This is a genomic window from Actinokineospora auranticolor (assembly GCF_002934265.1).
Classification (GTDB): domain Bacteria; phylum Actinomycetota; class Actinomycetes; order Mycobacteriales; family Pseudonocardiaceae; genus Actinokineospora; species Actinokineospora auranticolor.
In genome coordinates, this window is record NZ_PTIX01000034.1 from 21,310 (window position 1) to 42,878 (window position 21,569).

The 21,569-nt window shown below is 70.6% G+C and carries 21 protein-coding genes; 12 read left to right on the plus strand and 9 right to left on the minus strand.

Annotated elements, in window-relative coordinates; all coding sequences use genetic code 11:
• Positions 1–249 precede the first annotated feature (249 nt).
• Positions 250–378 carry a hypothetical protein gene (locus tag CLV40_RS40460; RefSeq protein WP_281261699.1) on the plus strand — a complete coding sequence of 43 codons (129 nt, stop codon included), beginning with the start codon at positions 250–252 and terminating at the stop codon, positions 376–378.
• Positions 379–404: 26 nt separating this feature from the next.
• Here the strand turns inward: CLV40_RS40460 and CLV40_RS34105 are convergent, their stop codons facing one another.
• Positions 405–869 carry a helix-turn-helix domain-containing protein gene (locus CLV40_RS34105; RefSeq protein ID WP_245931754.1) on the minus strand — a complete coding sequence of 155 codons (465 nt, stop codon included), beginning with the start codon at positions 867–869 and terminating at the stop codon, positions 405–407.
• A 655-nt stretch (positions 870–1,524) separates the two neighbouring features.
• Between CLV40_RS34105 and CLV40_RS34110 the strand changes: the two genes are divergently transcribed.
• From CLV40_RS34110 to CLV40_RS34120, 3 genes are read left to right on the plus strand one after another with little or no spacing between them, the layout of a single operon-like run.
• Positions 1,525–3,183 carry an FAD-dependent oxidoreductase gene (locus CLV40_RS34110; RefSeq protein WP_219824195.1) on the plus strand — a complete coding sequence of 553 codons (1,659 nt, stop codon included), beginning with the start codon at positions 1,525–1,527 and terminating at the stop codon, positions 3,181–3,183.
• Complete coding sequence (locus CLV40_RS34115; RefSeq protein ID WP_104483154.1) at positions 3,180–4,586, plus strand: sensor histidine kinase; 1,407 nt, start codon at positions 3,180–3,182, stop codon at positions 4,584–4,586. Before CLV40_RS34110 ends, CLV40_RS34115 begins: the two co-directional genes overlap by 4 nt.
• Positions 4,587–4,626: 40 nt before the next feature.
• Positions 4,627–5,139, plus strand: coding sequence for a hypothetical protein (locus tag CLV40_RS34120; protein ID WP_104483155.1), 513 nt, complete (start codon positions 4,627–4,629; stop codon positions 5,137–5,139).
• 246 nt (positions 5,140–5,385) lie between these two features.
• Here CLV40_RS34120 and CLV40_RS34125 read toward each other — a convergent pair whose 3' ends face one another.
• From CLV40_RS34125 to CLV40_RS34135, 3 genes are all read right to left on the minus strand, one after another.
• Complete coding sequence (locus CLV40_RS34125; RefSeq protein WP_245931755.1) at positions 5,386–6,387, minus strand: acetamidase/formamidase family protein; 1,002 nt, start codon at positions 6,385–6,387, stop codon at positions 5,386–5,388.
• Complete coding sequence (locus CLV40_RS34130; protein WP_104483156.1) at positions 6,384–7,769, minus strand: APC family permease; 1,386 nt, start codon at positions 7,767–7,769, stop codon at positions 6,384–6,386. Before CLV40_RS34130 ends, CLV40_RS34125 begins: the two co-directional genes overlap by 4 nt.
• 96 nt (positions 7,770–7,865) lie before the next feature.
• Positions 7,866–8,372 carry a MarR family winged helix-turn-helix transcriptional regulator gene (locus CLV40_RS34135; RefSeq protein WP_104483157.1) on the minus strand — a complete coding sequence of 169 codons (507 nt, stop codon included), beginning with the start codon at positions 8,370–8,372 and terminating at the stop codon, positions 7,866–7,868.
• A gap of 97 nt (positions 8,373–8,469) precedes the next feature.
• Between CLV40_RS34135 and CLV40_RS34140 the strand changes: the two genes are divergently transcribed.
• A complete protein-coding gene (locus CLV40_RS34140; RefSeq protein WP_104483158.1) occupies positions 8,470–9,576 on the plus strand; it encodes a cytochrome P450 family protein in 1,107 nt (368 codons plus the stop codon).
• Positions 9,577–10,378: 802 nt separating this feature from the next.
• On the opposite strand, the gene CLV40_RS34145 is transcribed toward CLV40_RS34140, so the two are convergent.
• Positions 10,379–10,855, minus strand: a complete 477-nt coding sequence (locus CLV40_RS34145) for a MarR family winged helix-turn-helix transcriptional regulator (protein WP_245931756.1) — start codon at positions 10,853–10,855, stop codon at positions 10,379–10,381.
• Here CLV40_RS34145 and CLV40_RS34150 point away from each other — a divergent pair.
• Positions 10,854–11,957, plus strand: a complete 1,104-nt coding sequence (locus tag CLV40_RS34150) for an ABC transporter substrate-binding protein (RefSeq protein WP_104483160.1) — start codon at positions 10,854–10,856, stop codon at positions 11,955–11,957. The two genes, CLV40_RS34145 and CLV40_RS34150, sit on opposite strands and share 2 nt — an antisense overlap.
• A 303-nt stretch (positions 11,958–12,260) precedes the next feature.
• Here the strand turns inward: CLV40_RS34150 and CLV40_RS40465 are convergent, their stop codons facing one another.
• Together CLV40_RS40465 and CLV40_RS34155 are read right to left on the minus strand one after the other, a co-directional pair.
• Positions 12,261–12,383, minus strand: a complete 123-nt coding sequence (locus CLV40_RS40465; protein ID WP_281261700.1) for a hypothetical protein — start codon at positions 12,381–12,383, stop codon at positions 12,261–12,263.
• A gap of 188 nt (positions 12,384–12,571) precedes the next feature.
• Positions 12,572–13,285, minus strand: coding sequence for a Clp protease N-terminal domain-containing protein (locus tag CLV40_RS34155; RefSeq protein ID WP_104483161.1), 714 nt, complete (start codon positions 13,283–13,285; stop codon positions 12,572–12,574).
• 255 nt (positions 13,286–13,540) lie between these two features.
• On the opposite strand from CLV40_RS34155, the gene CLV40_RS34160 reads away from it, so the two are divergent.
• Both CLV40_RS34160 and CLV40_RS34165 read left to right on the plus strand, forming a co-directional pair.
• Positions 13,541–14,143, plus strand: a complete 603-nt coding sequence (locus CLV40_RS34160) for a DUF11 domain-containing protein (protein WP_104483162.1) — start codon at positions 13,541–13,543, stop codon at positions 14,141–14,143.
• Positions 14,144–14,461: 318 nt separating this feature from the next.
• Positions 14,462–15,265 (plus strand): glycosyltransferase family 2 protein, encoded by an 804-nt coding sequence (locus tag CLV40_RS34165; RefSeq protein ID WP_181043920.1) that lies wholly within the window; start codon positions 14,462–14,464, stop codon positions 15,263–15,265.
• A 176-nt stretch (positions 15,266–15,441) separates the two neighbouring features.
• On the opposite strand, the gene CLV40_RS34170 is transcribed toward CLV40_RS34165, so the two are convergent.
• The gene (locus tag CLV40_RS34170; RefSeq protein WP_104483164.1) at positions 15,442–17,226 is read right to left on the minus strand and encodes a PLP-dependent aminotransferase family protein; all 1,785 of its coding nucleotides are present in this window, start codon (positions 17,224–17,226) and stop codon (positions 15,442–15,444) included.
• Between the two features lie 201 nt (positions 17,227–17,427).
• Between CLV40_RS34170 and CLV40_RS34175 the strand changes: the two genes are divergently transcribed.
• From CLV40_RS34175 to CLV40_RS34190, 4 genes are all read left to right on the plus strand, one after another.
• Complete coding sequence (locus CLV40_RS34175) at positions 17,428–18,222, plus strand: ArsR/SmtB family transcription factor (RefSeq protein ID WP_104483165.1); 795 nt, start codon at positions 17,428–17,430, stop codon at positions 18,220–18,222.
• A 529-nt stretch (positions 18,223–18,751) separates the two neighbouring features.
• Positions 18,752–19,378: a hypothetical protein gene (locus tag CLV40_RS34180; protein WP_104483166.1), complete on the plus strand. Its 627-nt coding sequence runs from the start codon at positions 18,752–18,754 to the stop codon at positions 19,376–19,378.
• Entirely contained in the window at positions 19,360–20,235 is an 876-nt protein-coding gene (locus tag CLV40_RS34185; protein ID WP_104483167.1) for a S24/S26 family peptidase, read from the plus strand. Before CLV40_RS34180 ends, CLV40_RS34185 begins: the two co-directional genes overlap by 19 nt.
• Positions 20,232–21,077 (plus strand): LamG-like jellyroll fold domain-containing protein, encoded by an 846-nt coding sequence (locus tag CLV40_RS34190; RefSeq protein WP_104483168.1) that lies wholly within the window; start codon positions 20,232–20,234, stop codon positions 21,075–21,077. The genes CLV40_RS34185 and CLV40_RS34190 overlap by 4 nt, the downstream gene beginning before the upstream one ends.
• 88 nt (positions 21,078–21,165) lie before the next feature.
• Here CLV40_RS34190 and CLV40_RS34195 read toward each other — a convergent pair whose 3' ends face one another.
• Entirely contained in the window at positions 21,166–21,519 is a 354-nt protein-coding gene (locus CLV40_RS34195) for a hypothetical protein (protein ID WP_146108378.1), read from the minus strand.
• Positions 21,520–21,569: the final 50 nt, after the last annotated feature.

Consider the following 21,569-nt stretch of genomic DNA (forward strand, 5'->3'; position numbering starts at 1 on the left):
CTTCACTCGATCGAGATATTATCTTTCTACAATCGGCGATTTATTCGCTTTTCGTCGCTGATCAACAGCACTATACGAGCAATTCTCACACCTAGTAGTGCACCAAAAACCGCCTACAGCATAACCATGGGTTGACTCACCCCATCGAGGGCGGCACCATAGCCCGCGTCACCGGCGCGTCTATGCGACGCCCGGAGGATGGACAACCCCGGTCGCGACGCGTTCGCACTGTCTGAGAAGGCGGATTTCTTGTACCGAAAACTGGGTGGCGCGACTTTGTTCGCGGCCCTGATCCTCGCGTTCGCTGTGGTGACGTGCACCTTCACCGCCAAGGAACAGCCCGTCCCCACCTCGGTCGCCTGGTGGAGCCACTTCTGAGTCGACGGCAGTCCGCTGAGGACGGCTCAGGGCTGGTCGAGTTCCCGCGCGGCGGAACGACCGGTGATCCGGTTGAAGAGGTCCGCCTGGGAAAGTCCACAGAACATCGCGAGTTCGGCCACGAGCTTCGGTTCCAGTTGCACCACCGGTGAATCCGGATCCCGCGTCAACTGGGTACGCGCCCAACGGCGCATTGGTTCCAAGGCGGGGTCGCGATCCCGGACGACCGCGCGGAGGTCGACCGCGCACACCATGTGATGCGGGTCGGCCTCCGCCAACCGAATGGCGGTCTCGAGGACGTACGGGGCGTTCAAACCCAGCGCTTCGCAGATGGCGACGAACCGGCCGATGGAGCACTGCCTGATCGCGAGTTCGTAGGTGGCCACCGTTTGCGCGTGCACCCCGGTCTCCAGCTTCGCGACCAATTGTTGTCTGGACCACCCCAGGTTTTCCCTCGCGGTCCTGAGCTGGTGCCCGATCGCGCGCAGCAACTCGGGCTTGGTCAGCACTCGTTCCGGGCGGTCGCTCATCGTGCCCCCTCCGAGTTCGCCGTCCGCGCGCACCGACCGCTCGTCGAGGCTCCTGGGGACAGGCCGACCCGGTCCTGCCGGCACATCTCGCCCTCCCCCGCATCGGTGTCGCGGTTGTCCGCGTTACGCGACACCGCACGAGCGTGCGCACGCGCGCGGAAACAACCGCCAACGAAATGTGCGCGGCGGCTGCTCGATCGCGCTAATGCCAACTGATACTCCCACAAACTCGCTCACTCGCGTACCCCATCCGAGCGGAACAACCCAACCCGGCCGGGCGTACCTGACAGGACGGGGAATGTCCGACCGGATAGCCTCGACCAGCCCACCGACCAATGCCGGAATTGGCTCAACCGAACGGCCCGACTGTTCTCAAGCGACAGTTGGACCGGTCCACAAGAACCGATGCGACACGTCGCTCGGTCGGTGATCCCGGTCTCATCAACCAATAGTTGCCGGGTATCACCCAGTGTTGTCGAACCAGCGAGCCAGCTCACCGATTTCATCCACAAAGGACGAAACAACGCCGCTGGTGCACCCGTTGGGGATGAGGTGGTTTCCGGGTCGTCCGCCCGGGTGATTGACTGGCCCCATGACGACGACCGAGGGGCCTCGGGTGGCGCGGCCTTCGATCCTGACCGTGGACGACGACCCCAGCGTGTCGCGGGCCATCGCCCGGGACCTGCGGCGGAAGTACGGGGAGCAGTACCGGGTGGTGCGGGCCGAGTCCGGGGCTCAGGCGTTGGAGGCGTTGCGGGAGATCAAGCTCCGGGGTGAGGACGTCGCCGCCTTGTTGGCGGACTACCGGATGCCGAGGATGAGCGGCATCGAGTTCCTGGAGCAGGCCATGGACCTGTTCCCCGCCGCGCGCCGGGTGCTGCTCACCGCCTACGCCGACACCGACGCGGCGATCCAGGCGATCAACGTCGTCGACCTCGACCACTACCTGCTCAAGCCGTGGGATCCGCCGGAGGAGAAGTTCTACCCGGTGCTGGACGACCTGCTGACCTCCTGGTCCGCCGCCGACCGCGGGCCCGTCCGGCAGATCCGGGTCGTCGGTCACCGGTGGTCCGCCAGGTCGTACGCTGTACGGGACTTTCTCGCCCGCAACTCCGTCCCCTACCGCTGGCACGCGCTCGGCGAGGACCCGGAGGGCGACCGCCTGCTCACCGCGGCGGGCGAGGACGGCACGCGGCTCCCCGTGGTCGTCACCGAGGAAGGCGACGCGCTGGTCGAGCCGTCCGACGGCGAGCTGGCCGCGCGGGTCGGGCTGTCGACCACCCCCTCCACCGACTTCTACGACCTCATCGTCGTCGGCGGCGGACCCGCGGGCCTCGGCGCCGCGGTCTACGGCGGGTCCGAGGGCCTGCGCACGGTGCTCGTCGAGCGCATGGCGACCGGCGGCCAGGCCGGGACCAGCAGCCGCATCGAGAACTACCTCGGCTTCCCCGACGGCGTCTCCGGCGAGCAGCTCACCGAGCGGGCGCGCAGGCAGGCGGCCAAGTTCGCGGTCGAGATGCTGACCACGCGCCAGGTCGTCGGGCTGGAACCGCGCGGATCGGCCCGGGTCGTCCGGTTCGCCGACGGCACCGAGCTCGCCGCGCACACCGTCATCCTGGCCACCGGCGTCTCCTACCGCCTCCTCGACGCCCCCGGCCTGCCCGACCTCACCGGCCGCGGCGTCTTCTACGGCGCCGCCACCACCGAGGGCCCGAGCTGCGTCGGCCAGGACGTCTACATCGTCGGCGGCGCCAACTCCGCCGGTCAGGCCGCGATGTACTTCGCCAGGCACGCCCGCCGCGTCGTCATGCTGGTGCGCGGCGACTCCCTCGACCGGTCCATGTCGCGCTACCTCATCGACCAGATCGAGGCCGTCGACGCGATCGAGGTGCGCACCTGCGTCGAGGTCACCGGCGGCGACGGCACCGACCACCTCGAGACCATCACCATCCGCGACAACCGCACCGGGGCGTCCGAGGTCGTGCCCGCGTCGTGGCTGTTCGTGTTCATCGGCGCCGCGCCGCGCACCGACTGGCTCGACGGCACGCTTTCCCGCGACGGGCGGGGTTTCGTGCTCGCCGGACCCGATCTGGTGATCGGGGGCCGCCGCCCCGCGGGGTATCCCGACCGCGACCCGTATCACCTGGAAACCTCCGTGCCCGGCGTCTTCGTCGCGGGCGACGTGCGGGCCGAGTCGGTCAAGCGCGTGGCGTCCGCGGTCGGCGAGGGCGCCATGGCAGTCAGCCTGGTCCACCGGTACCTGGAGAAGCTGTGACCCCCGACGAGCTGCGCACCCTGTTCCTGTTCGAGAGCCTCGACGACGACCGGATCGGTTGGCTGGCCGAACACGTCGAGACCACGACTTTCGCCGCGGGCGAGGAGATCCTCACCGAGGGCGCCCCGGCTACCTGCTTCTACCTGCTGCTCGACGGCACGGTCTCGCTGCACCGCACCATCGGCGGCGACCAGCCGGAGATCTCCCGCAGCGACACGCGCGGCGCGTACTTCGGTGCCACGCAGGCATACCTGGAGATCGAGGAGCGGCACACCTACCAGATGACGGTCCGCGCGGTCACCGACGTGCGACTCGCCCAGCTGCCCGCCACCGAGTTCGGCGCGGTGATGCGCGAGTGGTTCCCGATGGCGATGCACCTGCTGGAGGGCCTGCTCTGGGGCATGCGCAACAGCCAGGCCGTCGTCGCGCACCGGGAACGGCTGGTGGCGCTGGGATCGCTGTCCGCCGGGCTGACGCACGAGCTGAACAACCCGGCCGCCGCGGCGGTGCGGGCCACGGCCGCGCTGCGCGAGCGGGTGGCGGGCATGCGGCACAAGCTGGCCATGCTGGCGGGCGGCGCCATCGACCCGACCGCGCTGCCCGCGCTGGTCAAGCTCCAGGAAGCGGCGGTGGAGCGGGTCGCCAAGGCGCCGGAACTGGGCGCGCTGGAGACCAGCGACGCCGAGGACGAGCTCAGCGACTGGCTGGAGGACCGGGGCATCTCCGACCCGTGGCTGCTGGCGCCGGTGCTGGTCGGCGGCGGCTTGGACGTGGAGTGGCTGTCCACGGCGGTGGCCGAGTGCCCGTCGCCGGTCGCCGACCCGGCCATCCGCTGGCTGGCGTACACGGTCGAGACCGAGATGCTGATGAACGAGATCGCCGACGCGACCACGCGGGTGTCGACGCTGGTCGGCGCGGCCAAGCAGTACTCGCAGATGGACCGGGCCCCGTTCCAGGTCGTCGACGTGCACGAGCTGCTGGACTCCACGCTGGTCATGCTGGGCGGCAAGATCGGCGACCGGGTGCGCGTGGTCAGGGACTACGACCGCGGCCTGCCCCGGATCTCGGCTTACGCCGCCGAGCTGAACCAGGTCTGGACCAACCTCATCGACAACGCGGTCTCCGCGATGGACGGCGACGGCACGCTGACCGTGCGGACATTCCGCAACGGTGAGCGGGACCTGGTCGTGGAGATCGGCGACACCGGCGAGGGCATCCCGGCGGAGGTGCGGGAACGGATCTTCGAACCGTTCTTCACCACCAAGCCGGTCGGCGAGGGCACGGGCCTGGGGCTCGACATCTCGTGGCGGATCGTGGTGAACAAGCACCACGGGGACATCAAGGTGGAGTCGGCGCCGGGCGACACCAGGTTCCAGGTCTGGCTGCCGCTGAGCGGGGTGTGATCGCGCTACCGTGGTGGCGGGACAACACAAGGAGCCTGCCGTGGCCGGTGGCCGACAACGCGAGCTGTGGCTCGCGACAGCGGCGACGGCCGTCGTGGCGGTCACGGCCCTGGTGATCGCCGGGGCGGGCGACGAGCCCGCCGGGGCGGCCCCGGGCGACCCGGCCATCCCGACCCCGGGCGTCGGCTGCCCGCCGCCGCGCGCTCCTTTTCCGCCGGAGCCGGACTTCGGGCGCGACCAAGTCGGCCCACCCGGCCCGCTGCTCCCGGCGACGCCCCCGGACACGGTGTGGATCTGCGCCACCCGGGCGGAGCACACGATGCCCGCCCGAGAGGTCCGGGAGAAGACCGCCGAACTCGTCAAGACCATCAACGACCTGCCCGCCCCGTGGCCCGATGCCTGCACCGCCATGGGGGGCTCCCAGTTCGACCTGGTCTTCCAGTACGGCCCCGACCGCGTCGTCGTCGAGGTCGACCTCAGCGGCTGCGGCCCCATGCGGGTCGGCCGGTGGTACCGGGCGGGCGGCAGGGCGCTGGCGAAGGTCCTGCAGTAGCGACCGCGGCTCGGGCGCAGGGCGCGCCGATCGACCCCGAACATCCACTCGCCTCCAGACCACAATCCGCAACTGGCTTGGGGAGATCATGACCGGTCCCGGTGCCGGAAATCCATCGCACGATCGGGCTGTGCCACCGAGGGGAAAACGGCGCTTCGCCCACCGAGTCGGCAAGTGCCCGCTTCGCGTTGGGCCGAGCGGGTGGGTGAGGCGGGGTCACCCTGCGCGGACCCCGCCTCTCCCGGCTCAGCGTTGGTTCAGGTAGTGCGTCGCGGTGGTGCGGAGGCGGGTGTGGACGTCCTCGTAGGCGCGGGTTTCGGCGAGGTACCGCTTGGGGAGCTTGGCGAGCATCGTGTAGTTGGTGTCCACGACGTTGCCCGCAGGCGCGAGGCCCGCCTGGCTGACGAACTGGTACGCGTCCAGGGCGTCCAGGGACAGGAGGTCGGCTGTCCAGGTCACCAGGTCGTGCTGGCTGATGCGGAAGGCGTCCTCCAGGGGACGCGCGGTGCCGGTGGACATGAGGTGGGTGTCGGATTCCAGGCGGGGCCAGGGGGTGGACACGCCCTTGATCAGGTCGACGACGATGACCGTGGACATGGCCGCTTCGACCGCGGTGCCGCAGACCTCGCCCTCGCCTTGGCGGCAGTGGCCGTCGCCCAGGGAGATGAGGGCGCCGGGGACGTTGACGCCGAAGTAGGCCGTGGTGCCCGCGCGCATTTCCGGGGTGTCCATGTTGCCGCCGTGGGCGCCCGGGGTGATGCTCATGATCACCTCGTGGGCCGCCGGGGCGACGCCCACGGTGCCGTGCATGGGGTCCAGGGGGAGTTCGATCGACAGGTCGGAGTCGCGGGCGTTGAAGCGGCAGATACCGCGCTCCGCGTCGACGTCGTAGCGCCAGACCCGTTCGGGGAGGGCGTCGTGGAGCATGGCCGTGGTGTGGGTGGCCGTCAGGGCGCCGAAGTGGGGGAAGGTCGTGGAGATGGCCCAGTCGCGGGTCGGGCGGATGTCGACGAAGTGCACGGCGACGGTGTCACCGGGTTCGGCGCCTTCGACGGCGATGGGGCCGGTGACCGGGTTGAGGTAGGGGAAGGTGCAGACCTGGCTCGGCAGGTCATCGATCCCGCGCACGGCGCCACCGAAGCAGTCCTCTGTGGATAGTTCGACAACCGTACCCGGTGCCACGGTCATGGCGGGCGCGCGACCGCCGAACGCGTACGCGGGCTCGGATTCCAGACGGACGACCCTCACTTCGACTCCCCCGCGATCCCGGACAGCTCCGGACGACGTCCGGTCACCAAAAGTCCGATTAGGACGACAACCCCGATGCCCAGCCACACGAACCCGGTGGTCTGCGCGGCCACCTGCGCGTTGATCACCACGTACGCCAGGATGCCGAACCCGATGACCGGCGCGATCAGATGCTTCCACCAGTCCTTACTGCGGTTGCGCACCACGTAGTGCACGACGACCGACACGTGCAACACCAGGAACGCCGTCATGGCACCGAAGTTGACCAGCGAGCTCAGCAGCGAGACCCCGTCGTCGCGCGACTGCATGTACAGCCCGAACCCCAGCGACACCGCCGCCACCAGCAGGGTCGCGTTCACCGGCACGCGCCGGGTCGGGTGCACCTTGGCCAGGAACTTCGGCAGCTGCCGGTCGCGCGCCATCGCGAACAGCAGGCGGGACGTCGCGGCCTGGGCCACCAGCGAGTTCGCGAAACCCCACGACACCGCGGTCGCCGCGGCGGTCAGCGTGGCCAGCCAGCCGCCGCCCGCGACCCGGGCCGCGTCGTAGAACGAGGTGCCCGCCGCGTCGCCGTTGGCGATCAGGGCGGCCGGGTCCGGCACGAGGAGCGCGGCGACCCAGGTCTGCACGATGAACAGCACGCCGGTCAGCAGCAGCGCGGCGATCATCGAGCGGCCGATCGCCTTGGCCGACTCGCGGTTCTCCTCCGCCAGCGTGGAGATCCCGTCGAAGCCGAGGAAGCTGAGCACCGCGATGGACACCGCGCCGAAGATCAGCGGCCAGGAGAACGTGCCGCTGTCGAAGATCGGGGTGAGGTCGAAGCCGCGGCCCTTGCCCTGCGCCAGCGCCACGACGCCGATCACCAGGAAGATCGCCAGGATGATCAACTGGCCGACCAGCATGACCCGGTTGACCTTCGCGGTCATCTCGATGCCGAAGAAGTTGACCGCGGTGTTGAGCAGCACGAACACGACCAGCCACAACCACACCGGGATCGCGGGCAGCAGCGAGTTCATCGCGATGCCCGCGATCAGGTAGAGCAGGCTCGGCACCAGCACGTAGTCGAGCAGGATCATCCAGCCGGACAGGAACCCGACCGGTGACGCGATGCCGCGCCCGGCGTAGGTGTAGACCGAGCCCGCCATCGGGAACGCGCGCGACATCTGGGCGTAGGAGTTGGCGGTGAACAGCATCGCCAGCATGCCGATGGCGTAGGCCAGCGCGACCATGCCGCCGGAGCCGGAGAACACGGTGCCGAAGATGCCGAACGGCGCGATCGGGACCATGAACACCAGCCCGTAGACCACCAGGTCGCGGAAACCCAGCGATCGACGCAACTCCTGGGTGTAGCCGTACTGCGCCAACCCGGCCTGTTCGCTCATGGACCCTCCTCGCCGACGCGGTGCGCGTGTGCGGCGAAGCGTAGACAGATTCCTTCCATTTGGAAATAGTCGTCCGCGAACCGGTGTCCGCGCAGGTCACACGGTCGGCGGGACCGGCTCGGGTGGCCCCTCGGCGAGCACCGCGGTCAGCGTGGCGCTCATCTTGAACAGGAACTCCTCGAACTGGGCGACCTGCTCGGCGGGGTACTCGTCGACCAGCGCCTGCACCCGGTCGACGAACGGGCCGAAGAACACCTTGGCCGGGTGCGCCATGGCGGGGTTGGTCCGCAGGGTCACCACGCGGCGGTCGGCGTTCTCCCGGGTGCGCACGACGTAGCCGAGCCGCTCCAGCCGGTTGAGCAGGTTCGCGGTCGCGCCGGTGGTCAGCGAGACGCGCTCGCTGAGCCGGGTCGGCGTGAGCGGGTCGCCCTTGTCCTCGGCGTAGAAGATCTCGACGAGCGCGGTCGCGTCGGTCGAGTGCAGGCCGAGCCACGCGGCGAAGCTGTTGGCGAACTCGCCGTAGTCCGCGCCGAACGCGCGGAACCCCTCCAGTACGCGGTTTGCGTGCTCGCCGCGGCCGGCGGGCTGGTGCGAGTGGGTCACCGGATCTCGTTTCCGTCGAGCGCGGTTGGGTGTTGACAACCTACCCCCCGGACTCGATAGCTTCACAGTGAAGCTACTTCACCATGCAGGAGGGGTTATGCGGGAAGCTCCATACCTGGGTGACGTCGACCTGACCGCGGCATCCGTGCGCGGCCTGGAGGAGCCGAGCCCGCTGCGCCGGGTGTTGCGCGCGGCCGGGCCAGTGGTGCAGGTCGACGCCCCGGCGGGCGGCCGGGTGTGGGTCGTCACCGAGGACTCGGTGGCTAGAGAGTTGCTCGTGCACCCCGGTGTGGTCAAGGACCCGGGCAGCGCGCCCACGGCCTGGGACCGGGTCGGCGCGGGCCTGGAGCCGACGGCGGCGGACCACCCGTCGCTGACCACGCTGGACGGGCCCGCGCACGCCGAGGCCCGCCGGGCGCACGCGCCGATGTTCACCGCCGCGCGCATCCAGGAGTACACCGACCACATCCGGTCCGTGGCGCGCGAGCTGCTGGCGGCCTTAGCGGACGAGGCGGACCTGGTCGCGGACTTCAGCGTGCGGTTCCCGCTGACGGTGGTCCTCGACCTGCTCGGCGTGCCGCGCTCGAAGGTCGACGAGGCCAAGGCGGCCTGCGGGCAACTCGGACTCGACCAGGGCGACGCGATCCGGCGGCTGCTGGCGGTGGCGGGGACGGCCGAGGGACCGGGGATCGCCCAGCAGCTGCGGCAGCGCATGCCGGACGATACCCCGGACGACGAGGTCACCTACTACGTGCTGGCCATGCTCGTCGCGGGTCAGATCACCACCGACCGGTCGGTGGGGTTCGTCGTGGCCCGGCACTTGAGCGCCCCGACCGATGAGCCCGCCGCCGAGTTCGTCCGAGGGGTTCTGCGCGACCACCCGGCCGCGCCGTTCGGCCTGTGGCGGTTCACGACGGCGGAGGTGGATCTGGGTGGGGTCCGGGTGCCCGCCGGGGCCCCGATCCTGGCGCACACGGACGGCATCAACGAGACCACCGCCCGCGACCTCACGTTCGGCGCGGGGCATCACTACTGCTTGGGGGTGCATTTGGCGCAGTTGGAGCTGACGGTGTTGGTGGAGGTTCTGCGCGCGGACTATCCCGATGCGCGGTTGCTGGTTCCGGGGTCCGAGCTGCGGCAGGTCATGCCGGGGACGATTCAGGGAGCGCGGGTGGAGACGCTGCCGGTGCGTCTGCGGGGCTAGCTCTCCCGGGGCGCAGGTTGGCGTGGTCTGGCGACTGGGGCGTTCGGCGACGTCGAGCCTCGCCGAGTCGTGTCAGGGTGCTGCTTGGGGCGGTGGCTGGGGTGATCGGTCTGGCTGTTCGCGGAGAGCTGTGTGGCCTTGATCGGGTGAACTTGCTTTGCGTGGGGCCTTACGAGCCTGCGGTGGGCTGCTGGGCGTGTGGGCGTGGGTGGGCTGTGCGCGTTGGGTTTGTCCGGCTGTTCGCGGAAAAGATGCGCGGCCTCGATTGGGCGAACTTGCTTTGCGCGGGGCCCCTACGAACCTGCGGTGGGGAAAAGCGGTGGGAGGGGCAAGCCCACCCCACCCGCAGGCGAGCTTGGCAGGCCCGTCCCCCCACGCAAAGCAAGTCCACCCAATCAAGGCGTGTGGCAGGGCCGCGTTGCGTTCTGGGGGGCTTGGGCTCAAGCGGCGGTTGAGGGGTGGGTCCGGGGAGGAACGGAACAGCTCGGACCGGGTGGCGGGAACACGTTGCGCCGAGTGGCGGGTTGGGCTTCTGCGGCGGTTGAGGGGGCGGTCCGGAGAGGAACAGAACGGCCTGGAGCTGCGGCGGGGACATGTCGCGCTGAGTGGGGGCTGGGGTTCTGCTGCGGTTTCCGGGGAATGGGTGGGCAACGGCCGAACGCCTGGTTGGAGACCCGGCCCGCGAGTTCGTGGACGAGCGGCTCGAAGGTGCCCGGTGGTTGGGCCGTGCGGCGACGCCGTGATCGTGCGCGGACCGGCCGCCGGGGCCGGGCGCGAGCCGGGGATCGCAGCGCCCGCGGGGCTAGCCCTCCAGGGATCGCAGCAGGGCGGACAACTCGTCGACGGCCTGGTGGCTGAGGCGTTCGGCGACGCTGTGCTCGTGGGCGGCGGCGAGGGCTTCCAGGCGGTCCAGCTTGGTGCGGCCCAGCTCCGAGATGTGCACCGACACCCGGCGCCGGTCTTGGGGGGAGTGGCCGCGGAACAGGAGCGCCGCGTCGACCAGGCCGTCGACCAGGCGGGTCAGGGTGGGGTGGGGGATCTCCACGGCCACGGCCAGCTCGCCCATCGAGCGGCCGTCGGGGGCGGTGACCAGTGCGCGCAGGACGCGCCACTGGTCGACGGAGGCGCCTTCCTCCTCCAGGCGGGTGCCCAGGTCCCGGGCCAGCGCCCGCTGCGCCCTGGTCAGCAGATCGACCAGGTCGGGCACGCGGGTATCGCGTTGACCAGCCATGATGAGCCTTCCGCCGTGGACGACACGGCGAGCATACTGTCCGGTCATGGACCCCACCTCGGTTGTGCGCGCGGTTGTGCGGGACCGGGTGGCGGTCGCCGTGGGCGGGCCGGACCCGGCCGTGCTGCGGCTCGGGCTGCTGCTGCCGCTCTCCGGCGCGCTCGGGCTGACCGGGCCGTCCGGGTTGATGGCCGCCGCGCTGGCCGCGACCGAGGTCAACACCGCGGGTGGGGTGGCGGGTCGGCCGGTCGAACTGGTGCTGGTCGACGCGGGTCGCGCGCCCGCCGAGGTGGCGTGCGAGGCCGTCGAGACGGCGGTCGACGCCTTCGTCGGCTTCCACACCAGCGACGTGCACCGCGCGCTGGAGACCGCGCTCGGCGACCGCGTCCCGTACATCTTCACGCCGCCGCACGAGGGCGGCACCCGGCGCGCGGGGGTGGTGCTGCTCGGCGACAGCCCCGGCAGGCAACTCGCCCCGGCGGTGCGCTGGCTGGTGAACCACCGGGGCCTGCGGCGGTGGGCGCTGGTCGGCAGCGACTACATCTGGCCGCGCGCCGTGCACCGGGTCGCGGGCGGGATCGTGCGGGGGCTGGGCGCGGAGGTCGTGACAGAGCGCTTGGTGCCGTTCCCCGGGTCGGGGGTGGCCGCGGAGGAGCTGGTCGACGCCATCGGCCGCGCGCACGCGGACGCGATCCTGCTCAGCCTGGTCGGCCGCGACCTGGTGGCGTTCAACCGGGTCTTCGCCGAGTCGCCGCTGGCCGCCAGGGTGGTGCGGCTGTCGGGGTCCCTGGAGGAGAACGGCCTGCTGGCCGCGGGCGGGGACGACACGGGTGAGCTGTACGCGGCCATGCGGTCGTTCGCGGGCCAGGGCGACGAGCGCCGCGTCGCGCTGGCGGAGCGGCACCGCGCGCTCTTCGGACCCCGGGCTCCCGTGCTCGACGCCTACGCCGAGGGTTGCTACGACGGCGTCCACCTCGCCGCGGCGCTGGCGGCGGCAGGCGACCTCACCGCCCCCAGAGCCCAACCGGCGACGGCGGCGCTGCTCGCCACGACCGACTGGCCCGGCTCCCCGGCGGGGCCGCCGCGCCCGACCACCTACCTGGCCCGCGCCGACGGGCTGGACCTCACGGTGATCGCGCCGCTGTTCTAGTGGTCGGGGCTCGTCCACGGTGTGGCAGGCAAGGCGCCCCAACGGCCTCGTACTCGGTCGTTTCGGCAACGCGGCCAAGCGCGTCAAGGCATGGTCGACAGCGGCGGCGATGACCGGCCAGATGATGGCGGGTTCATGTCGTCGGGGGTGCTGGCGGACGACAGGGAAGCAGCCGGGTCGGTGGGTGGGGAAGGGGTGTGGCGGCCGATTCACCGGAACAGCCCGGGTGACGGTTGTCCACAAGGGACTGACCTGGGCTGTCCGGGCGAGTCGGGCCCGGCGGTCCGACGTCGCGGTGGCGCCTCAGACTTCCGCGTGCTGCAACGGATCGTCGCTCGTCACGGGCGCCAACGGCGTCGGCTCCAGGCGTTGCATCGCCACGGCGCCGAGCATCAGCACGAACGGCATGGTGAGCGCGATCCACATTGGACGGTCCCCTCTCGGCGTCGGTCTGATCCCACCGTGCAGGTACCCCACCCCCACCCGCGCCACACCGAAGGGGGAGCGATGTGGCCTGAGTCACCCGTTCGGGTCATGCCTGCCGCACCAACCGGTGCCGAACGCGGCCGGTTTTCCCACGGCGACAACAGTGGAGCGCGCGTTCCCCGGGGTGGTCAGGCCCCGGCCAGGCCCGCGCTCTCCTCCAGCCGCGTCAGGCGGTCGAGGATGGGGGCGAGTTCCTTGCGCAGGGCGGCGGCCATAGCTGCCGCGGGGTCGGTCGCGCCGGTCTGGGCCCGCAGGTGCACGTACCCCGCCAGGGCCGCGACGACGGCGGCGCGGACCGCGCGCGGGTCGGCGCCCGCGGCGCGCAGGGTCTGACCTCCCGCGCCGTCCGGTTCACCGAGCAGGCCGAGCAGGAGGTGTTCGCAGCCGATGTAGTTGTGCCCCAGGCTCACGGCCTCGGTGACGGCCAGCTCCAGCGCGTTGGCCGCCTGGCCGCCGAAGCGGTCCGCCCGCCCGTCCCCAGTGGACAGCGGGACGGTGATGGCGGTCGGGTCGACCTCGACCGCGCGCAGCACGTGCAGGGCCAGGTTGGTGCCCTCGACCAGCAGGGCGTGCAGCAGGTGCTCGGTGCCGACCTGCGCGGCGCCGTCGGCGCGGGCCCGGTCCACGGCCAGCCGGATGACCTCCCTGGCCCGCTGGGTGAACTGCGTCAACCGCTCCGTCGGGTCCCCCGACGCCAGCTCCCCCAGCACCGTGGCGCGGATCGCGGTCACGCGCTTCACCGACTGCTCCAGCGCCCGCTGGCACACCGCGGACACCGGCACCCCGGACTCCTTGACGGCCTCGGCCAGGTCGTCGGGCAGGTAGACGTTGATCTTCGGCATCGCCAACCCCTCTCGTTCGTGTACCCCTATAGATAACCCCATATAGGCGCATAGGTCAAGACCGGTACTGCCACAGGGAAACCGACCGGCGGCGACCACACGATCGGGTGGCTCGACCGGGCATTTCCCACCGTGATCCGTAGGGTGGGGCCGCGCCCGGAGCGTGCCGCGATCGGCGCGGCGGGCGCTGATCACGACCCCATCCGCCCGGCACCGGTGTCCGGCCGCGGACCAGTCCGCGAGCTAGGAGACGACGTGATCGCCACCGCCTTCCTCTCCGCCGCACTCCTCGCGTCCCCGCCCGTGGCGGGCGAGGGGGAGGCGAACGTGGCCGCGGCGCCGGTGCTGAGCATCTCCGTGGACAACGCGCGCGCCGACGCCGCGGCGGGCGACCGGATGACCTACACCCTGCGGCTGCGCAACCTCGGCACCGTCGACGTCACCGACCTGCGGCTCACCCAGAGCGTGCCCGCCGGGCTGCGCTTCGACACCGCCGAACCGGCGGGCACCGCGGCCGGGTCCGGGGTGAGCTGGCAGGTCGACATCGAGCCCGCGGGCGAGACGGTCATCCACTCCACCATGACCGTGCTCGAATCCGACGCGGGCCAGCCGAGGGCGGCGACGGTGGCCTGCGCGCGCACCGCGGACGAGGCGCCGCCGCTGGTGTGCGCGTCGCACTCGGCGCGGCTGCGCGGCGAGGCCGGGTCCGCGGACGACTCCTGGGCCAACCGCAACCGCTGGTACCTCGCGGGCGGCGTCTTCCTGCTCGCGGGCATCGCGCTGTTCGTCGTCCGGGTCCGCGGTTCCGCGATCGGCGCCGACGACGCCGCTGGTAATGGCAACGAGGACAACCACTGACCGACATTGGTTGTTATTTTCCTCTTGGATTGTTTGCCGCGTTGAGGAAGCGACCGACAACCGACGGAGTGTAGCTCTGTCGCGTTTTCGCTGCCCGTTGGCACCAAAGAAGTCGCGGCCGGTGCGCGCGGTGCGCGCACTCGCGCGGATTGTTTGTCCCCGAACGCCCGGAACGTCCAGGGACTTTTCATTCGAATGGCCCAACGGTCCCGGGGAACGAGTCCACGAAGTCGGCGTGACCGCTCGGCGAATTCGGTAACGCGACCGGCCGCGCGGCGATTAAGAGAATGTTTGCGGCATCGCGCAAGGGGGATGAGCATGGATGTCGTTGTGCCCGCGCACAACGAGGAAGCCGGTATCAGCGCCTGCCTGGACCGGCTCGCGGAATCGACCGCGGTGGGCAAAGTCGTGGTGGTGGCCAACGGGTGCGCCGACCGAACCGCGGAAGTGGCGCGCGCGCATTCGAGCGCGCCCGACGTGGTGGTTCTGGGAACCGCCGGGAAAGCGGCCGCGCTCAACGCCGGGGACGCCCGCTGCACCGGGTTCCCGCGCGCGTACCTGGACGCCGACGTCGAACTCGGCGGACGCGCGCTCGACGCGCTGGCCGCCGCGGCGGCCCGGCCGGAGTTCGAGGCGGCCGTGCCCGCTGCTCGGATCGACCTAACCGGGGCGTCCTGGGCGGTGCGGCGCTACTACGCCGTGTGGCAGCGGCTGCCCGCCGTCCACCGGTCCAGCGCCGGGCGGGGCGTGTACGTGCTGGACGCCCGCGCGCACGACCGCCTGTTCCCCCTGCCGGGAGACCTGATCAGCGACGACGGCCACGTGAGCGCGTCGATCGAGCGGCGGGTGGTGGTACCCGAGGCCGTGGTGACCGTGCGGGCGCCCCGGGACCTGGGCAGCCTGGTGCGCAGGCGGCAGCGCGTGCACAGCGGGAACGCGCGGCTGGTCCGCGCGGCGGGCCCCCCGACCGGGGTGCGCACGGTCGTCGGGTTGCTGCGCGACCGGCAGGCCTACATGGCCGACGTCGCGGTGTTCCTGGCGGTGACGATAGCGGCCCGGGCGATGGCGAACCTGCGGCGCGGGCCGATTGATTGGGGCACGGACCACTCCAGCCGAGGTTAATGGTCTGGACAACGGCAACAATTCACCGAACACCCGAGCCCGCTCGATTGCCGGAATCGAGCGGGCCCGCGTGCTGTGTGGTTCACCTCGCAGGGGGCCGCGATTGTCCGCGCGCGAGACCCGTCGACCGGGAATCGTCGACGTGGCCCGGCCGCGCGCGGCCGGGCCACGCGCGCTCAGGCGAAGCCGCGGTCGACGAAGGGCGTTTCGGCCAGCACGGCGGTCGCGCGGGACAGCGCGGACTGCGGTTCGATCGGGTCGAACGCGTCATAGGCGTACAGGTCGGCGGTGAACGCGTCGATCTGTTCCTGGGTGGTGGACGGCATCAGGAACACGTGCGCGATGTGCCGGATGCTGCTGTCGTCGTTCGGCCGCATCCGCAGGCTCACCGTGGACAACGACCACTTGGCGACCAGCCGCGCGCCGGGCCGCCGGAAGCGGACCGTGATGGCCAGCGGGGTGCGGTCGATGAACAGGCTGTCCTCGTTGAACTTGGCCTTGCGGTACTGCTCCACCTGCACCAGCCGGTCCACCAGGTAGGCCGACATCCGCTGCGCGTGCGTGGCCTGGGTGATCTGCCGGTCGTCGGGGTTCTTGGCGATGTGGTCCCAGATGACGATCGGCGAGAACCCGTTGCGGGAGCCCGCGAACGTGGTGTCGAGGGAGCCGATGTAGTCCGGTTTGCTCGGTGGCTGCATCTGGTACTTGACCTTGGTCGCGAAGATGCCGCACGGCACCGGCGCGCCCATCCACTTGTGCCCGCTGACCACGATCGAGGCGACCATGTCCAGTTCCACCGGCTCGCCGTGCTCGGGCACGTGCCGCGACCGCAGGCCGAAGTCGAACTCCGGGACCGGCGCGTCCGGGTTGTACCCGTACTTGGCCTCCTTCGCCGCCTTGGCCAGGAACGGCACGTAGCCCGCGCCGAGCGCGCCGTCCACGTGGATCCAGAAGCCGCGGCGGTGGTCGGTGCGGCGGCCGTGGCCGTAGTGGATCTCGCGGTCGATCAACCCGTTGGCGTGGAAGATGGGCAGCAGCCGGTCGCTGACCTCGCGCACCGGGTCGTAGGCGCCCTTGAAGGTGCTGCCGAAGTTGAGGCTGACGATGATCGGGTGTCCCTTGCGGGCGAAGAAGTCGACGAGCACGACGAGCTTGTCCACATCGATCGAGCCCGGACCGAAGGTCGAGTACCGCTCGTCGGGGTTGCTCGTCTCGGGCAGCGCCGACGGGACCTCGTCCGGCCAGACGCCGTTGTTGATCGGGCACTCGTTCTTGTAGAGGTCGCGGCCCAGCTCGCCGAAGGTCGGCAGGCTGAGCACCCGCACGGCCTTGTTGAACGAGTAGTGCGTGTCCTCGGAGTAGAAGACCACCGGCTGGTACGCGCGGTTGTCGGCGGTGGCGTCCTGCGGGCTGGCGTAGGTCAGCGCGCCCGCCTGGTCGGACTCCTCCTCCCCCAGCAGCCGCCTGCCGGAGAGGTAGTCGCGCGCGTTCCACAGCGCGTACATGTTGCCCTCGGTGGAGCCCATGCTCAGCGAGTAGCCCCAGCAGGACTCCTTGTCGGCCTGCACGTACGGCTTGCCGTGCCACAGCTCGGCGAAGTAGTCGAGCACCGCCTGCTCGACCACCTTGCTGTTGACCTTGAGGCCGCCGTCCTGGAACGGGTCGCCGATGTTGTTGATGTGCGTGCGCAGGAACCGCGACAGGTCCTCGGCGTAGCCGTTCATGTCGGAGTTGATCTGGTAGCCGAGCAGGTGGTCGCGCTTGTACTCGACGTAGGCGGCGAGCCGGTCCAGCGCGGCGGCGCGCTCGGCCGGGGTCAACCCGGTCCGTTTGAGCTTGAGCTGGTCGGGGGTGGGCGGTGTGGGCGGGTAGGTGCTCCACACCTCCTGGCTGGGGATGGCGATGTCGTCGGTGAACACGTCCCCGCGCAGCGCGGACGGGCGGCTGTCGACCTGGGTCATGTCGGTCCTCTCACCTCGGCGGGCGCGCCCGGGCGGACCGCGCCCACTGACCGGCCTACCGGAGCGCCGCCGCCGCGTCGTCACCCCGGCCCGCGACTCCACCCGGCCGGGTCGCGCATTGACCCGGCCGGGTTTACAGGCAGCCGTCCGGCTGCCTATGCTGAACACGCAGCCGCTTGGCTGCCTTTTTCCGGGAGCGGGATGGACGAGGTGTTCCGGGCGCTGGCCGACCCGAGCAGGCGCAGGCTGCTGGACTCGCTCAACGAGCGGGACGGGCAGACGCTGCGCGAGCTGTGCGCGGGGCTGGACATGGCGCGGCAGTCGGTCAGCAAGCACCTGGCCGTGCTGGAGGCGGCCAACCTGGTGACCACCGCGCGGCGGGGCAGGGAGAAGCTGCACCACCTCAACGCCGAGCCGGTCAACGCCATCGCCGACCGCTGGATCAAGCGCTACGACCGCGGGCGGGTTCAAGCGCTCGCCGACCTGAAGAGAGCACTGGAGCAACCGATGGCCGCACCCACCGAGTTCACGTACACGACGTACATCGCCACCACGCCGGAGAAGCTGTGGCAGGCGCTCACCGACCCGGCGTTCACGCGCCGGTACTGGGGCGTCGAGTTCACCTCAGATTGGACCGCGGGCACGCCGATGACGTGGGTGGAGAACGGCGTGACCATCACCGACCCGGAGCAGGTCGTGCTGGAGTCGGACCCGCCCCGGCGGCTCTCCTACACCTGGCACACCATCTCCGACGAGTGGCGCGACTCCCACGACTTCGACCACGAGGTGGCCGCGAGGTTCGCGGCGGAGCCGCGGTCCCGGGTGTCCTTCGAGATCGAGCAGTTGGGCGAGCGGGTCCGGTTGACCGTGGTGCACGGTGGCTTCGAGCCGGGCAGCGAGCTGCTCGCGGGCGTGACCCACGGCTGGCCGGAGATCATCGCCAGCCTGAAGTCCCTGCTGGAGACCGGCACCGGGCTGCCGGTCCGGCAGGGCTAGGCGCCAGGAGTGCTGAGTGGCCCGTCACGGGCCCCAGGTAGGACCCGCGACGAGGCGGGCGGCAACCGGGTCGCAACCGGTTGGCACTTGAGACCCGCTCAATCCCCCGGGCATAGTGTTGTCAAAGCTATGGTGAACTCGTATGGAGCGCACACCTACCGCGATCGAGTGAAGACACCCGGTGGTGACACCCGTTCCGTCACTGGTCGACACCTAAACTTCACCCTTCCCGGTGACGGGCGACGCAGTACCCGGGAAATTCATACCCAGAGTGTAATTTTCCGCCTTTTGTGGCCACTGGAGCCGGGGGCACCCACCCCGCCGACCGTGCAGTGCTACGCAGCGTCCTACTTGGACCCCTTAAAACCACTCGACCCGGCGGCAGCGTCCGTCATGCGGGGCAAACTCGTTCGTGTCTGGCATAAGAACCGGCTCACAGTCCGCGATGGATAGTGAAACGGCTCCCGCGCCCCACGAGCGTCCCCGCCAACCGGCAGCACAACCCGCCGGGTCGAGAAAGGTTAAGGCCATGGCCTCGGTCACCCGTCGTCGCCTCAGCGACCGCAAGTCGGCTCTGCTCGTCATCGCGGGTGGTCTGGTCGGCACCACCCTGCTCGCCCTCGCGCTGACCGGGACCCTGTCCGCCTTCACCGCGGCCATCACCAACACCACCGACACGCTGTCCACCGGGTCGCTGATCCTGCGGGAGACCGACGGCAGCAACACCTGCACCAGCACCAGCTCGTCGACCAACGCCGCCAACTGCGCCACCATCAACAAGTACAGCGGCTCGACGCTGCTGCCCGGCGGCTCGGCGACCAAGACCGTCACCCTGGCCAACGACGGCACCATCACCCCGGCCACCTTCACCCTGACCCCGGGCACCTGCTCGCAGTCCGGCTCGGTCTCGGGCATCACCCCGGCGTCGGACTTCTGCTCGCAGGTCACCCTGAAGATCTACGCGGCGGCCACCGCCACCGGCCCGACCTCCTACAACGGCACCCTGGCCGCGTTCACCACTCCCATCTCGCTCACCGCGCTGGCGCCGTCGGCCACCCAGCAGTACACCTTTGTGGTGAGCCTGCCCTCGTCCCTCGGCAACAGCTACATGGGACTCACCGCTTCGCAGCCACTCACATGGACGTTCAGCTCCTGATCCGAGTCCGGGCGCTGGTTCTCAGCCAGCGCCCGGGGAGGCGCGGCAAGCACCGCGCCTCCCTGAGCCATGACCACCGACGCCTGCTGACCACCCTGGCCGCCATCGTGCTGGCCGGGGTGGTCATGGTGCTGGGGTGGTCGATCACCGGGGGCCGCTGGATGTCGGTGGACACCCCGTCGATGGGCGAGGCCGCCCCGGTCGGCACGCTGGTGCTGACCCGCCCCGCCCGGGTGGCCGACCTGCGGACGGGCGACATCATCTCCTTCATCCCCCCGGGCGACAGCCGGATCCACACCCACCGCGTGATGGACACCGCGGGCGGCGTGCACACCAAGGGCGACATCAACGGGGCGATGGACCCGACCCCGGTCACCCAGGAGAACCTGGTCGGCAAGGTCGTCGCGCGCTGGTGGGGCATCGCGTGGCTGATCAAGTCGCTGCCGATCCTGATCCCCGGGTGCGGCCTGATCTGGCTGCTCACCCGCCGCGCCGCGCCGCGCTGGCGCAGCGCGCTGCGGCTCGTGGGGTACCCGCTGGCGGTGAGCGCGGCGATCGTGGTGCTGCGCCCCCTGGTGAACGCGACCCTGCTCACCACGATGGGCGACGAGCACGGCACCCGGGCGACCGTGGTGTCGACGGGAATCCTGCCCGTGCGGGTGGAAACCCCCGACGGTGTGTTCGCGGACCTGCACTCCGGCCAGGTCGCCGACCTGCTGAGCAACGCCGCCGACGACCACGGCCGCATCCCCATCACGGTCAACGCGCACATGCCGTGGCAGTGGTGGACAGTGTGCCTGGTGCTGTGCGCGGTGCCGTTCCTGATCTCGCTCTACCGGCAGCGGAGGCTCCGATGACCACCGCGAGGACCAAGCGGCGGCTGCTCGCGCTGTCCGGGGTCCTCGTGCTGGTCGCCTACCTGGGGACGAACTCGACCATCAGCGCCTACCTGGCGCGGCTGGTGAACACCACCGACACGGTCAGTTCGGCCCCACCGGACTGCCACTACGTCCCGCTGTCCGACGGCGCGACCCGGCTCTACCCGCTCAACGAGACCACCGGCACCACGGCGATCGACGAGTCCTCCAGCGCGCAGAACGGCACCTACCAGGGTGGTCGGCAGACGGTGAACGCGTCGCCGTACGCGTGCGTGCGCAACCTGGAGGCCTACCCCCGGGTCGACCAGACGCACTGGGTGTCGACCCCGGGCACCATCTCGATCTCCCCGACGACGAGTTCGAGCCAGGAGGCGTGGGTCCGCACGGTCAACAGCCAGGGCGTGGCCGTCGCGATCGGCAGCACCCAGACCGCGGCGTCGCCGAGCAAGAACCTGCTGGTGCTGGTCAACAGCACCGGCAGGCTGGTGTTCGCCGTGCAGGGCAGCGGTGTCACCTACGAACTGGTCAGCGGCTACAGCATCAACGACGGTTCGTGGCACCACGTCGTCGCCGTGCACGACGCGTCCTACGGGCTCAAGCTCTACCTCGACAACACCCTGGCGGCCAGTCAGTCGGGCGTGCACCCGACCGCGCTGACCGGGTACCTCCGGATCGGGTACGAGAACACCAACGGCTTCACCAACGGGTTCGGGACCGACCAGTCCGCGGCGCACTGGTGGGACCACCTGGCGTTCATCTCGTACTACCCGTTCGCGCTGACCGCGACCCAGGTCAACTCCCACTACCAGGCAGGACGCTGAACACCCGCGAGATCGCGCCGGTCTCTGAACCGCGGGGGAAGAGATCGGCTGAAGGGCGATCTCGCCGCCTCGGCGGAGCCGAGGCCATTCACACAGCGTGCTCGCGCAGCCAGTGCAGGACCCACTCGCCGAACTGGTCGTCGAGGACGCCGTCGAGCGCGTCTTCCTCCACCAGTCCCACGACGGTGATGGCGATGCCGTCGACGAGCCGCCCGTAGAGCAGGACCCGGGCGTCCTCCGGGTCGTCGCCGACCTTGAGGAGCAGGGAGGTGTCGTCGAGGCTGTCCCACCAGGCCAGCAGGTGGGCGCAGACCTCGGCGTGCGCGCCGGTGGGGACGTAGACCTCGACCTGCCGCGGCCCGAGGTCGGTGGCCGAGACCCCGACGCTGCCGATGGACAGCGCCGGGTACCGCGCCAGGTGGTCACGCGCCGAAGCGATCATGTCGGTCATGGTGTCCCACACGTGTGCCATCCCGGTGCGTTCGGCGCTGG

Coding starts and splice junctions, on each gene's coding strand:
- CLV40_RS34140 (WP_104483158.1), top strand. CDS start 8,470: ATGCGGGAAGCTCCATACCTGGGTGACGTCGACCTGACCGCGGCATCC.
- CLV40_RS34190 (WP_104483168.1), top strand. CDS start 20,232: ATGACCACCGCGAGGACCAAGCGGCGGCTGCTCGCGCTGTCCGGGGTC.
- CLV40_RS34175 (WP_104483165.1), top strand. CDS start 17,428: ATGGACGAGGTGTTCCGGGCGCTGGCCGACCCGAGCAGGCGCAGGCTG.
- CLV40_RS34145 (WP_245931756.1), bottom strand. CDS start 10,855: ATGACCGGACAGTATGCTCGCCGTGTCGTCCACGGCGGAAGGCTCATC.
- CLV40_RS34155 (WP_104483161.1), bottom strand. CDS start 13,285: ATGCCGAAGATCAACGTCTACCTGCCCGACGACCTGGCCGAGGCCGTC.
- CLV40_RS34195 (WP_146108378.1), bottom strand. CDS start 21,519: ATGATCGCTTCGGCGCGTGACCACCTGGCGCGGTACCCGGCGCTGTCC.
- CLV40_RS34170 (WP_104483164.1), bottom strand. CDS start 17,226: ATGACCCAGGTCGACAGCCGCCCGTCCGCGCTGCGCGGGGACGTGTTC.
- CLV40_RS34180 (WP_104483166.1), top strand. CDS start 18,752: ATGGCCTCGGTCACCCGTCGTCGCCTCAGCGACCGCAAGTCGGCTCTG.
- CLV40_RS34165 (WP_181043920.1), top strand. CDS start 14,462: ATGGATGTCGTTGTGCCCGCGCACAACGAGGAAGCCGGTATCAGCGCC.
- CLV40_RS34130 (WP_104483156.1), bottom strand. CDS start 7,769: ATGAGCGAACAGGCCGGGTTGGCGCAGTACGGCTACACCCAGGAGTTG.
- CLV40_RS34185 (WP_104483167.1), top strand. CDS start 19,360: ATGGACGTTCAGCTCCTGATCCGAGTCCGGGCGCTGGTTCTCAGCCAG.
- CLV40_RS40465 (WP_281261700.1), bottom strand. CDS start 12,383: ATGTGGATCGCGCTCACCATGCCGTTCGTGCTGATGCTCGGCGCCGTG.
- CLV40_RS34150 (WP_104483160.1), top strand. CDS start 10,854: ATGGACCCCACCTCGGTTGTGCGCGCGGTTGTGCGGGACCGGGTGGCG.